The sequence below is a fragment of the Herbiconiux sp. A18JL235 genome (assembly GCF_040939305.1).
Lineage (GTDB): Bacteria > Actinomycetota > Actinomycetes > Actinomycetales > Microbacteriaceae > Herbiconiux.
In genome coordinates, this window is the sequence record NZ_CP162511.1 from 3,822,581 (window position 1) to 3,834,722 (window position 12,142).

Annotated in this window: 13 protein-coding genes; 5 read left to right on the forward strand and 8 right to left on the reverse strand. The window is 71.5% G+C overall.

The genetic code is table 11. The annotated features are described in order from the left end of the window. Window positions 1–46: 46 nt before the first annotated feature. The gene (locus ABFY20_RS18095) at window positions 47–910 is read right to left on the reverse strand and encodes a LysR family transcriptional regulator substrate-binding protein (RefSeq protein ID WP_368497590.1); all 864 of its coding nucleotides are present in this window, start codon (window positions 908–910) and stop codon (window positions 47–49) included. Between the two features lie 103 nt (window positions 911–1,013). On the opposite strand from ABFY20_RS18095, the gene ABFY20_RS18100 reads away from it, so the two are divergent. Continuing rightward, a complete protein-coding gene (locus ABFY20_RS18100) occupies window positions 1,014–1,424 on the forward strand; it encodes a DUF5997 family protein (protein ID WP_368497591.1) in 411 nt (136 codons plus the stop codon). Window positions 1,425–1,574: 150 nt separating this feature from the next. Then, entirely contained in the window at window positions 1,575–2,993 is a 1,419-nt protein-coding gene (locus tag ABFY20_RS18105) for a phosphotransferase (RefSeq protein ID WP_368497592.1), read from the forward strand. A gap of 71 nt (window positions 2,994–3,064) precedes the next feature. Here ABFY20_RS18105 and ABFY20_RS18110 read toward each other — a convergent pair whose 3' ends face one another. After that, the gene (locus tag ABFY20_RS18110) at window positions 3,065–3,883 is read right to left on the reverse strand and encodes an HAD family hydrolase (RefSeq protein WP_368497593.1); all 819 of its coding nucleotides are present in this window, start codon (window positions 3,881–3,883) and stop codon (window positions 3,065–3,067) included. Further along, window positions 3,880–4,821 carry a prephenate dehydratase gene (gene pheA, locus ABFY20_RS18115; RefSeq protein WP_368497594.1) on the reverse strand — a complete coding sequence of 314 codons (942 nt, stop codon included), beginning with the start codon at window positions 4,819–4,821 and terminating at the stop codon, window positions 3,880–3,882. The genes ABFY20_RS18110 and pheA overlap by 4 nt, the downstream gene beginning before the upstream one ends. 34 nt (window positions 4,822–4,855) lie before the next feature. Here pheA and pgm point away from each other — a divergent pair, with 34 nt between their 5' ends. Together pgm and ABFY20_RS18125 are read left to right on the forward strand one after the other, a co-directional pair. Continuing rightward, entirely contained in the window at window positions 4,856–6,484 is a 1,629-nt protein-coding gene (gene pgm / locus ABFY20_RS18120; protein WP_368497595.1) for a phosphoglucomutase (alpha-D-glucose-1,6-bisphosphate-dependent), read from the forward strand. A gap of 9 nt (window positions 6,485–6,493) precedes the next feature. Continuing rightward, window positions 6,494–6,988: a BLUF domain-containing protein gene (locus ABFY20_RS18125; protein WP_368497596.1), complete on the forward strand. Its 495-nt coding sequence runs from the start codon at window positions 6,494–6,496 to the stop codon at window positions 6,986–6,988. 17 nt (window positions 6,989–7,005) lie between these two features. On the opposite strand, the gene ABFY20_RS18130 is transcribed toward ABFY20_RS18125, so the two are convergent. The 5 genes from ABFY20_RS18130 to ABFY20_RS18150 form a co-directional block, all read right to left on the reverse strand. Continuing rightward, window positions 7,006–7,893 carry a helix-turn-helix transcriptional regulator gene (locus ABFY20_RS18130; RefSeq protein WP_368497597.1) on the reverse strand — a complete coding sequence of 296 codons (888 nt, stop codon included), beginning with the start codon at window positions 7,891–7,893 and terminating at the stop codon, window positions 7,006–7,008. A 66-nt stretch (window positions 7,894–7,959) separates the two neighbouring features. Then, a complete protein-coding gene (locus ABFY20_RS18135) occupies window positions 7,960–8,949 on the reverse strand; it encodes an alpha/beta hydrolase (protein WP_368497598.1) in 990 nt (329 codons plus the stop codon). 8 nt (window positions 8,950–8,957) lie between these two features. Then, window positions 8,958–9,671 carry an alpha/beta hydrolase gene (locus tag ABFY20_RS18140; protein ID WP_368497599.1) on the reverse strand — a complete coding sequence of 238 codons (714 nt, stop codon included), beginning with the start codon at window positions 9,669–9,671 and terminating at the stop codon, window positions 8,958–8,960. Between the two features lie 83 nt (window positions 9,672–9,754). Further along, a complete protein-coding gene (locus ABFY20_RS18145) occupies window positions 9,755–10,696 on the reverse strand; it encodes a helix-turn-helix transcriptional regulator (RefSeq protein WP_368497600.1) in 942 nt (313 codons plus the stop codon). Between the two features lie 57 nt (window positions 10,697–10,753). After that, complete coding sequence (locus ABFY20_RS18150; RefSeq protein WP_368497601.1) at window positions 10,754–11,347, reverse strand: TetR/AcrR family transcriptional regulator; 594 nt, start codon at window positions 11,345–11,347, stop codon at window positions 10,754–10,756. Window positions 11,348–11,453: 106 nt separating this feature from the next. Here ABFY20_RS18150 and ABFY20_RS18155 point away from each other — a divergent pair, with 106 nt between their 5' ends. Then, a complete protein-coding gene (locus tag ABFY20_RS18155; RefSeq protein ID WP_368497602.1) occupies window positions 11,454–12,131 on the forward strand; it encodes an ABC transporter ATP-binding protein in 678 nt (225 codons plus the stop codon). Window positions 12,132–12,142: the final 11 nt, after the last annotated feature.

The following is a 12,142-nucleotide window of genomic DNA, read 5'->3' on the forward strand; positions in this document are numbered from 1 at the left end:
CAGCGGATGCGCGGGGCGGGGCGGCAGGGAGCATCCGCTGGCCCGGTCAGCGGGAGCGGCGGCCCTTGCCGCGTGGGGTCGGGCGGGTGCGGCCGGGCTGGGCGCGCTTCTTCGACGCGGCCGAGCCTCCGGCACCACCCCCGCCACCCGCGCGGGACTTCGCGGCGCGGGCCTCGGCCGCCTTCTCCTTGGCCGCGGCGGTGGGCTTGCGCGCCTTCTCGCGTTCTATCGCGGCGACGGTGTCGGCACCGCGGGTGCTGTTCGCGGTGCGCCCGCGCACGATGCCCATGAACTCGTCGACGAGAGCTGCCCGATCGGGGTCGAGGTCGGCCCGCCAGACCAGGACGACGCGGCGCTCGTGCGCCTCCGATCCTTCGCCCACCAGCTCGCGCGCCACCACGTCGCGTCGCGAGTACAGTCGCGCCACCGGCTTCGGGGCGATGACGAAGCCGACGCCGGCGGAGACGAGCTCCATCGCATCCGTGCCGCCGGGTGCTCCGGCAGCCACCTCGAGGTAGCTCACCCCTGGCCGTCCCTCTGCTTCGTCGAGGCGGCCCAGCTCGGCGATCTCGGCGAGCGAGATGCTCTCGACGAGCGCGATCTCGTGATCTTTCGGCACGACGACGACGGGCTGCTCGGTGTAGAGGGGGATGGCGTGGAGGCGGGCAGCGGCGCCCTCGGCTCGTTCGGCCTCGGGGAGGGGAAGACGGATGAGCGCGACATCGGCGGTGTCGTCTCGCAGTGCGCCGACGGCGAGCGACGTGGCGTCGGGCAGCGAGTCGATGGGTGCGACGTCGAGCGGGACGTCGGGGAGGCGTTGCTCCCAGATGCGGAACCACTTGGCGGGGGTCACTCCGGGGGCGAAGACGACCCGCAGCGACTGGTGGGCCTTCGACTGCTCGGGGGTCATCCGGCTCCTCCTGCCCTCTCCACAACGGCCGGCGGCGACGATCTTCTCCACAGTTTCGGCACCCCCAGAGTAGCCGGGACACCCCGCCGGTTAGTCTGAGCACATGAACGCCGAGAAGACACCGCAGACCATGAAGCCCACCACAGCGGCCAAGAAGCTCGGCATCTACCTGCCCGCGGCACCCGCCGATTTCCAGGAGGCACCCGTGTCGCGGGCGACCCTGAACGAGCTCCTCGAGTCGCCCCCTGAGTGGCTGGTGGAGTTGCGGCGCACCGGCCCGCACCCGCGAGACATCGTGGCGCGCAAGCTCGGGGTGTCGATCTCGGGCCTGGCGCGAGCGGGGGTCACCGAGGCCCTCACCACCGACGAGATCACGGCGTTGCTTCAGGCTCCGCCGGAGTGGCTCGTGAACGAGCGCCGCATCCAGGCCGAGGTGCGCGCCGAGAACCGCCGCGTCAAAGACGTGAAGCTCGGTAAGGCCGCGGCCGCGGCCGACCGCTCCACCGAGGGCTAGCCCCCAGCTCCTTCGCCCATGCCAGGAGGGTCTCCCGCGTCGTGAGCTGTCGCGTCGGGGTGGCGCTCCCGCGCCGGGGTGGCGATTCGGAGGGGACGTTCAGGGGTGAGGCTGTGGCCGATCGGCGGGGCGCGGCGTAGGGTCCGGAGCATGAGCGTCTCCCCGATGCGCACCACGTCGTCCCGGCAGGTCAGGCCCGCGGTCGCGGACTGGATCCGCAGCCAACGCTGGTACTCCAGCCATGCGAACGAACCCTCCTTCACCCGGGTCGGGCTCTGGTCGCTCACCGACCACCGGCACCAGGTCGATCTCGAGGTGCACCTCGTGCTCGACCAGTCGGCTCCCTCCCCCACGCTCTACCAGGTGCCGCTGTCGTTCCGGTCGGCACCGCTGCTCGGCGGCGACCGCGCCCTCGTCGAACGCGCCAGCGTCGACGGCAAGATGGTCCACGTCTACGACGGCCCTCACGATCCCGCCTTCACGCGCGCCCTGCTCGCCCTCATGCTCGACGACGACTCCGCCCCGGGCGAGCTCGCCGACGGGGTCGAGATCGAGGGTCACCACGCCCTCACCAGCACCGAGGTGCGGGTCGCCGACTCGCACGTTCTTCGCGGCGAACAGTCGAACACCTCGATCGTCTACGAGCTCGTGCACCCGAACGGCAAACCCGCCGGTCCTGTGATCTGCAAGGTGTTCCGTGCGCTCAGCGACGGCGCCAACCCCGACGTCACCGTGCAGTCCGCGCTCTCCGATGCCGGATCGCGGCTCGTCCCCCGCGCGGTCGGCAACCTCAGCGGCCGGTGGGGCGACCCGCGTGTTGCAGGGGGGCGCGCATCCGGCCACCTGGCGTTCGTGCAGGAGTTCATTCCCGAGGTCGAGGACGCCTGGCGCGTCGCGCTGCGCGCCGCCGAGGCGGGCGAGTCGTTCTCGGCACTCGCCTTCGCCCTGGGCGAGGCGACCGCCCAGGTGCACGTCGAGCTGGCGCGGCTGTTCCCCGCGCGGGAGGCGACGCGGTCAGACATCGAGGGCATCCTCGGCAGCATGCGGCTGCGCGCCGCTCAGGCCTACGCCGATGTTCCGGCCCTCGCTGCCGAGGGCGAGGCGGTCGAGGAGGTGTTCGGCCTCGCCGAACGGGCGAGCTGGCCGGCCTTCCAGCGCATCCACGGCGACTACCACCTCGGGCAGGTGCTCGCGGTGCCCGGTCGGGGCTGGGTGCTGCTCGATTTCGAGGGCGAGCCGTTGCGCCCGCTCGCCGAGCGCAGCGAACCGGATGTGACGCTCCGCGACGTTGCCGGGATGCTGCGCTCCTTCGACTACGTCGCGGGCTCGCTGGCCGGCACCGCGAACGCGGAGCGGGCGCGTGAGTGGGCGCACGAGGCGCGAGAGGCGTTCATCGACGGGTACAGCTCTCGGTCGGGAGTCGAGCTGGGTGCACAGCGCGCACTCCTCGACGCGTTCGAGCTCGACAAGGCGCTCTACGAGGTCGGGTACGAGGCACGCAATCGCCCCGACTGGCTCCCCATCCCCACCGGCGCCATCCGCCATCTCGCCCACCGACCCCGCGCCTGACCGGCGCTGCCTGGCGCAGCGCGAGGCGCGCCGTGACTCGTGGCTCGTGACTCGTGGCGCGAGCCTGCGCCTCAGGCGCGAGCGGCGAGCCAGTCGGTGAGGTAGGTGGCGACGCCGTCGGCGTGGTGGGTCGCGGTATGAGTGGGGGTGGCCGCGAGAACCTCGGGGCGGGCGTTCGCGACGGCGACAGCGGTGCCCACGACCTCGAAGGCGGGGAGGTCGTTGTAGTTGTCGCCGAAGAAGACGCAGTCGGAGAGGGGCACGCCGAGGTGCGCGGCGACCACGGCGGCGCCCGTGCCCTTCGAGCATCCGGCGGCGGCGATCTCGAGGTAGGTGGGCTTCGAGCGGTAGCCGACGGCGTCGGGCAGCGATGCCACGAGCGCCTCGATCCCGTCGAGAGAGTCGGCAGCGCCCATGCACATCACCTTGTGCGGCGGCGCCGCGTCGAGGGTTCCCGACGAGCGGTACCACGCGGCGTCCTCCACCCGCGGCGTCACCTTCGTGTTCTCGATCTCGCGCGCCGCCCACCTGTCGTCGGCCCAGGCGAACCAGTCGTCGCCCGAGTAGAAGCTGCCGTGCACGCCGAGCCGCGCGCAGGCGTCGAAGATCGCGAGGGCATCGGATGCGGCCAGCCGCACGTCTGCCGCCGTGGTTCCGTCTTCGAGCAGCACCAGCCCGCCGTTGTAGGCGATCAGCGGCAGGGGCGTGTCAGACGCACCCGCCCACGGCTCCTCCAGCAACCGCATCGACGCGGGCGGCCTCGACGAACACAGCACGAACGGATACCCCGCCGCGATCACCCGCCGAATCGCTGAGACCGTGCGAGCGGACACCTCCCGATCCGCCCCGAGCAACGTCCCGTCGATGTCGGAGAAGAACGCCGCACTCAACCCCCGAGCCCTTCCGGCTCCCCCGCGATCAGCCCCCGCAACCAGTCGCGCGCCTCGATGAACACCTCGTTGTCGTAGCGCGACACGTACTCCACCTGCGCCTTGTCGGCGCGCGGGTAGGAGCCCAGGAAGATGACCTTCGGGCTGAACCTGCGCACACCGAGCAGCGCATCCGCCACCCGCTCGTCGGTGATGTGCCCGTCGGCGTCGATGACGAAGCGGTATCGCCCGAGCGCGTCGCCGATGGGCCGCGACTGCAGCAGGGACAGGTTCACGCCCCGGGTCGAGAACTGCTCGAGCAGTTCGAGCAGAGCACCCGAGCGGTCGGAGGGCAGCTCGGCGATGATGCTCGTCTTGTCGGCGCCGGTGGCCGCCGGCAGGCTCGCTCCGCGCGACACGAGCACGAAGCGGGTGACCGCGTTGGCGTTGTCGCTGATGCCCGAGGCGAGCACCTCGAAGTCGCCCTGCCCCACGATCTGCGGCGGTGCCACGGCGGCGTCGGCGTGCTCGTTCTCGAACAGCGACAGAGCCGCCGCCACGTTCGACGACGACGGGATGTGCCCGTGCGAGGGCACGTGGGTGTCGAGCCAGCGCCTGGTCTGCGCGTAGGCGACCGGATGCGCGTTGACGACCCGCACATCCGCCAGCGTCGTTCCGGGTCTCGCCACCAGCACGAACTGCACCTTCACGAGGTACTCGCCGACGATGCGGAGGCCGGGGATGTTCGCGAGCGCGTCGAGGGTCGCCGTCACCCCGCCCTCGATGGAGTTCTCGATGGCGATCATGGCCGCTGTCGACCGGCCGGAGACCACGTCGTCGAGGGCCTCGCCCACGTTGTTCACCGACCGCCAGGGCTTGCCCGCCGCTTCGGGCACCTGCGCGAGCGCGGCCTCGGTGAAGGTGCCGGAGGGCCCCAGGTAGCTGTAGGTCTCTGACATACCCTGAGCCTAGCGAGCGTGCCAGACTTGCATCATGCATGAGCGCGCCGGCACCGTGGCCCTTCCTGAAGACCTGATCGACGTCGACGCCCTGGTGAGCGCGTACTACGAGCTGCACCCCGACGTCGACGACCCCGAGCAGAAGGTGATCTTCGGCACGAGCGGTCACCGCGGTTCGTCGCTGAAGACCGCGTTCAACGAAGACCACATCGCCGCCATCACGCAGGCGATCGTGGAGTACCGCGCGGCGCAGGGCATCACCGGCCCGCTGTTCATCGGTCGCGACACGCACGGCCTGTCGGCCCCGGCGGAGCACACGGCGCTCGAGGTGCTGAACGCGAACGGCGTGACGGTGTGGAACGACTCGCGCGGCAGCTGGACGCCGACGCCCGCCGTCTCGCACGCGATCCTGAAGTACAACAGCGAGGGCCACGACGACCAGGCCGACGGCATCGTCGTGACCCCGAGCCACAACCCGCCTGCCGACGGCGGCTTCAAGTACAACCCGCCGCACGGCGGCCCCGCCGACTCCGACGCCACGGGCTGGATCGCGAACCGCGCCAACGAGCTCATCGCCGGCGGCCTCGTCGACGTCAAGCGTGTGGAGCGTGGCGCGGGTGTCGCGACCGCGGGCTACGACTTCCGCGAGCACTACGTCGCCGACCTGGTGAACGTGATCGACCTCGACGCCATCGCGAAGTCGAAGATCCACATCGGCGCCGACCCGCTCGGCGGCGCCTCCGTCGAGTACTGGGAGCTCATCCGCGACCGCTACGGCCTCAACATGGAGGTCGTCAACGAGACCGTCGACCCCCGCTGGGCCTTCATGACGCTCGACTGGGACGGCAAGATCCGCATGGACTGCAGCTCCCCCTACGCCATGGCCTCCCTCGTCGCGAGCCGCGACAGGTACGACATCGCCACCGGCAACGACGCGGATGCCGACCGCCACGGCGTGGTCACCCCCGACGCCGGCATCATGAACCCGAATCACTACCTGGCCGTCGCGATCCAGTACCTCTACTCGCGGCGCGAGGGGTGGCAGCCGGATGCGGCGATCGGCAAGACCCTCGTCTCCAGCTCCATGATCGACCGGGTCGCCGGCTCGCTCGGCCGCACCCTCTGGGAGGTGCCGGTGGGGTTCAAATGGTTCGTGCCCGGGCTCATCGACGGCTCGGTGGGCTTCGGCGGCGAGGAGTCGGCGGGCGCATCCTTCCTGCGCTTCGACGGCTCGGTGTGGACGACCGACAAAGACGGCATCCTGCTCGCGCTGCTGGCCTCCGAGATCCTCGCGGTGACGGGAAAGACCCCGTCGCAGCTGTACGCCGAGCTCACCGAGGAGTTCGGGTCGCCGGTCTACGAGCGCGTCGACGCCCCCGCGTCGAAGGCGCAGAAGGCGGTGCTGGCGAAGCTCGACGGCGAGGCGATCACGGCGACCGAGCTCGCGGGAGACCCCATCGTCGCGAAGCTGTCGCACGCTCCCGGCAACGGTGCGGCCGTGGGTGGCGTGAAGGTCGTCACCGAGCGCGCCTGGTTCGCGGCCCGCCCGTCGGGCACCGAGGACGTGTACAAGATCTACGCCGAGAGCTTCGTGGGCCCCGAGCATCTCGCCGAGGTGCAGGCCGAGGCCAAGCGCATCGTCGATGCGGCGCTCGGCGCGTAGGGGCGGGGCATGACGCGTAAAGACGCCGGCACGGCGCTGCTCTCGGTGGTCTATTCGAGCACGGCGGTGGTGCCGTTCGGCGACGACGACCTCTTCGAGCTGCTCGAGCACAGCCGCGAGAACAACGCCCGCGACGGGCTGACGGGCATGCTGCTGTACCGCGACGAGCGGTTCCTGCAGGTGCTCGAGGGGCCGGAGGAGGCCGTGCGGCGGCGGGTGGAGGTCATCCGCGACGACGCCAGGCACACCCGGTTCTGGGTGCTGATCGAAGAGCTGTCGGATGCGCGGCACTTCCCCGACTGGACCATGGGGTTCCCCGCTCACTCGGCCCCCGAGGCGGTGCCGGGGTATCTGGCGTCGTTCGCGAGCGCCGACGCGGCCGACGCCGCGGGTGCGGCCGACGCCGACGCCGACGCTGAGGCAGACACCGAGGCGGAGGCCGACGCCGAGGCGGCGCTGCGCCAGCTCATCGGCTTCTTCGAAGACCCCGCGAATCGCCGCTGAGCACTACCCGTCGAGCACTACCCGCCGAGCTGCTCACGGCGCCAACGCGCCGGAGTGCTGCCGGTGAAGGCCGCCCAGGAGCGGATGAACGCAGTCGTGTCACGGTAGCCGACCCGGCGGGCGACGTCGGCGACGGCGTGCCCGTCGAGCAGCAGCTCGCCCGCGGTCGCGAGCCGGAGCCGCCTGATGAGGGCACCGGGGGTCTCGGGCCGACCGTCGAAGGCGCCATGCACGCTGCGCAACGACACTCCGAGTGCGGCGGCAGTGGACCCCACCGACAGGGTGGGATCGAGCCGGTGATGGTGCACGTGATCGAGCACCATCCGGCGGAGAACATCGGCGGGCGGGTGCGCGCCGACACCTTCGCCGCCGGCCACGGCCGTGCTCTCGGCCACCGCGAGCCTGAGTGCTCCGATCACGGCGGACGACAACTCCATCGGGTCGGCGCGGGAGCGGGCGCTCCAGGGCGAGCTGCGGAGGAGACCTCCGAGCACGGCACGCCCCGTCGACGCGGGGTCGAGGCGGCCTGCCGATCGAGGGGGTGGCGCTCCGACGAGCAGCGAGGGCACCTGCACGATCGTCGTGGAGAAGTCGTGGCGGTAGACGAAGCCGAACGGCTGCGAGGCGTCGTAGACGGCGACCTCGCCCGCCGCGTAGGAGGTCTGCTCCCCGTTCTGTTCGACGATGAGCGAACCCGAGTGCACGAACTGGAACTGCGTGCTCTCGAGGGCGTGAGCGGGCACCTCGTCGAGCAGCGCCTCGACCCGCTGCGGCACCGACGCGATGTGCGAGAGCGCGACCGAGCCGAACGCGTGCCGGTTCATGTGCCGGTGCGCGGGCGCCTCTCCGAGGGTGGTGGCCTGCATCTGCACCAGCACGCAGGTGGGGTTCGAGGGAAGGAGCACGCCATCACCTCCCCGGGTCCCATCATCCCACCGAGCGGGCACGACGGTCGACGCGCTCGCGGCAGGTCAGCCCGCCAGGCGTTCCTTGAGGAAGGCGGCGGCCTGGGCCACTGCCGCCTTCGACTGGGGCGTGTCGTGGAGGCTGTTCACCATGACGAAGTCATGGATGATGCCCTCGTAGCGCACCCCCGTCACCTCGACGCCCGCCCGGCGCAGCTTCGAGGCGTAGGCCTCGCCCTCGTCGCGCAGCACGTCGCACTCGGCGTTGATGACGAGGGCCGGCGGCAGATCGGCGAGCTCGGCCTCCGTCGCGCGGAGCGGCGACACGGTGATCTCGGCGCGTTCTGCCTCGCTCGTCGTGTACTGGTTCCAGTACCACCTCATGGCGTCGCGGGTGAGCCAGTAGCCCTCGGCGAACTCCTCGTAGGAGCCGTCGTCGAAGGCCGCATCGGTGACCGGGTAGAACAGCACCTGGGCACGGAAGCGGATGTCGCCGCGCGCCTTGGCCATGAGCGTCAGGGCGATGGCCATGTTGCCCCCGACCGAATCACCGGCGATGGCGACCCGGGAGCCGTCGAGGCCGTGCTCGGCACCGTGCGCGGCCACCCAGACGGCGGCCGCGTACGACTGCTCGTTCGCCACGGGGTAGTGCACGTCGGGCGACCGCGTGTACTCGGGGAAGACCACGGCGGCGCCGGTGCCGATGGCGAGGTCGCGCACCAGGCGGTCGTGGGTGTGCGCGTCGCCGAACACCCAGCCGGCGCCGTGCGTGTAGACGATCACCGGCAGCGGCCCGGTCGAGCCGAGCGGCTTGACGATGCGCACGGGCACCGAGCCGGTGGGCCCGCCCTCGACGGTGATCCAGGTGTCGTCGACCTCGGGCTTGTCGATCGGCGAGTCCTGCACGGCGTCGACGTTCCTGCGCCCCTGCTCGGGCGGCAGCTGGTAGAGGTAGGGCGGCGCGACGGTGGCCTCGCAGAACTCCTGGGCGGCGGGTTCGAGAGCGTAGCCCTTGGGGTTGGCGGTCATCGGGCTGGAGGTGGCGGTGTCGGTCATGTCGTGCCTCAGGCGAGCTCGGCCGCGGCGTCGGCGATGACCTTGGCCACCTCGTCGGGGTGCGAGCGCATCACGAGGTGGGGGGCGTCGATCTCGATCACCGAGCGCAACCCGGCCCGCTGGTAGCCGAAGCGCTCGACGTCGGGGTTGATGGTGTGGTCGGCCGAGGAGACGATGCCCCAACCCGGCTTGGTCTTCCAGGCCGCGACGGGGGCCGCTTCGCTGAACGCCAGCGCGGCGAGCGGGCGCTGGCCCACGGCGAGCAGCTCGGCGTCGGCCCGATCGATGCCCGCCGCGAACACCTCGGGGAAGGCGTCGACCTTCACCGACACGTCGGTGCCCGGCTCGCCGCCCTCGACGGGGAACGGTGTGTACACGAGGTTGGCCGCGAGCTCGGAGTCGGGGAAGCCGCCCTGCAGCTGGCCGAGGCTCTCGCCCTCGTCGAGCGCGTAGCCCGAGATGTAGACGAGCCCGACGACGTTGTCGGCGGCACCCGCGACGGTGATGACGGCTCCCCCGTAGGAGTGGCCCGCGAGCAGCACGGGCCCCTCGATCTGCTCCACCACGGAGCGGATGTACGCGGAGTCGCCGAGGAGACTGCGGTTCGGCACGGCGGGAACCCGCACGGTGAAGCCCTGGTCGAGCAGCCTGCGGGTGACGGGGGCGAAGCTCGCGGCGTCGGCGAAGGCGCCGTGCACGAGGACGATGGTGGGAGTGGTCATGGCGCGCGTCCTTTCGAGGAGTGAACGAGCGCCACGCTACGGGCGGGCGGACGGCGGGTCGTGGCCCTGCCGGGACCATGACCCTACTGGGGCTGCGGCTCGTCGGTCTCGGTGATGGAACCGAGCGGGGGCGGCAGCTCTGGCCCGGCCTTCGAGAGCTCGTCGGTGAGCCGCAGCTTGGCGGAGAGGTACTCGATGGCGGCGGCGGCCGGCGATCCGGGGTCGCCGAAGAAGAAGGTGAGGTACTGGCCCCCTCCCGGCACCTCGAGGGTCTGCCAGCGGAAGTTGATGTAGCCGAAGGGTGCGATCGACGCAGGTGCCACGCCTCCCCGCTTCGGCTTCGCCTCGTGGCTCGCCCAGGCATCGCGCACCACCTTCGAGCGCTGCGAGAGGGAGGCCACGAGCAGCTGCAGGCGGCGGTCGTCGGGGTCGCCGTAGTAGCGCAGGGCGGCCGTGGTGTCGCGCACCACCCTGTCCCAGTACTCGTGCCGCTCCGTCGCCGCCAGGGAGCCGCTCACCATGGCCTCGAGCATGTTCGCGCCGGGCGGGAGGCCGAAGGGGATGAACGACCGGCCGAGCGGGTTCACGGCGAGCACGTCCTGGTTGCGGTCGAGCACGTACGCCGGTGCGTTGGTCCACTGGTTCAACAGGGTCGTGACGTTGTCCATCGTCTCGGTCGACGTCGACCCCGGGGCGCGCCCACGGCTCTGGGGAACCGCTTGACCGGCCAGGCGGAAGAGGTACGCGGTGGCGTCACCGTCGAGCTGCAACGCGCGGCCGAGGGCGAGCAGCACCTGGGGCGAGGGCTGATGATCACGCCCCTGCTCGAGCCGCAGGTAGTAGTCGGGGCTGATGCCCGCCATGGTGGCGACCTCCTGGCGGCGCAGGCCGCTCACCCGGCGGCCGGGGTCGGCGACGAGCCCCACGTCTTCAGGGCGCAGCACGTCGCGCCTGGCCCTCAGGTACTGGCCGAGGGGGGAGTTCGAGTCGCTCACGGTGTGGCCCTTCGTCGATGCCACCATCATGCTGGATTCGTCACTCCAGATTCGAGCCGGACCCCGGATTCTGCACGAAAAGCCGATTCAGGCGGCTTCGGCCAGGCGCGGCGCCAGCCGCTCCACCGAGGCGAGGGCGAACCGTCGCAGGCGGGCAGGCTCGGGCTCGAGCAGGCTCGCCTGCAGGATGGCCTGGCTCGCCAGCACCACGGTGGCCGCGAGATCGCGCAGCACGGGCGGGCGCAGGGAACCGCGCCCGCCGTCGAGACGCACTGCGACGATGCGCTCCATCTCGCGGATCGTCGAGTGGGTGAGGGCCGCGACCTCCGGCATCTCCCGGCCGAGCGACGCCATCGAGGTGAGCATGAGGCAGCCCCAGCTCGGCCGATGCTCGGAGCACTCGTCGAGGATCGCCTCGAAGAATCGCCGCACGACCTCGACCACGTCGCCCTCGCGCGCCATCGCCTCACGCACGAGTTCCACCCGCCCGGCGCAGTAGCGACGCAGGGCGACGAGGAACAGCTCCGACTTCGAGCCGTATGCGGCGTAGATGCTCCCGTTGCCGACGCCGCTCGCCTCGGCGACGTCGCTCATCGACGTGTTCGCGTATCCGCGCTCCCAGAACAGCACGACTGTCGTGTCGAGCAGTGCGTCTTCGTCGAACTCCCTCCGGCGGGCCATGCCCCGAGGCTATCAAGCCGGGGCCGCGCCCGAGCCAGAGTGTCCCCGCCAGCCCCACCCAGGCCGGGGTCGGAAGACCCTCCCGGCGACTACGATCGAGCTCCGCATGACGAATCCACCAGACCGCCCCGCGCCCGCCGCGCTCTGCGTGCGCGGGCTCGGCATCCGCTACCCACGGCCGGGCCGACCCGAGCTCCGCATCGTCGACGACCTCGACTTCGAGGTCGTCGGGGGCCGGATGCACTGCCTGGCCGGGCGGAGCGGTTCGGGGAAGACCAGCATCCTGAAGGCCGCCGCCGGGCTGGTGCGCCCGAACGCCGGGGTCGTCGCGTGGTCGGGCACCGCGGTCACGCAGCTCGGCGACGACGCGGTGACGGCGCTGCGCCGTCGCCACGTGGGCTACCTCGATCAGGGCGGGGTGCTGCTCAGCGGCCTCACGGCGCTCGAGAACGTGCTGCTGCCCGCTGTGCCCGACGGCGAGACGAGGGCCCGCGGCCGCGCGGCACGCGACCTCCTGCGCCGACTCGGCGTGGGCGAGCGGATGCGGTCGAGACCCGAGGAGCTGTCGGGCGGCGAGCGGCAGCGCGTTGCGCTCGCCCGGGCCCTGCTGTTCGATCCACCACTGCTCGTGGTCGACGAGCCGACGGCGAGTCTCGACCGGGAGAACGCCGACACCGTCATCGCGCTGCTCCGCGGGCTCGCCGATGCGGGCACGGCCGTGCTGGTCTCGGCCCACGACCCGAATCTCATCGACGCGGCCGACTCGCGCACGGTGATGGCCTGATGCGGCGCCCC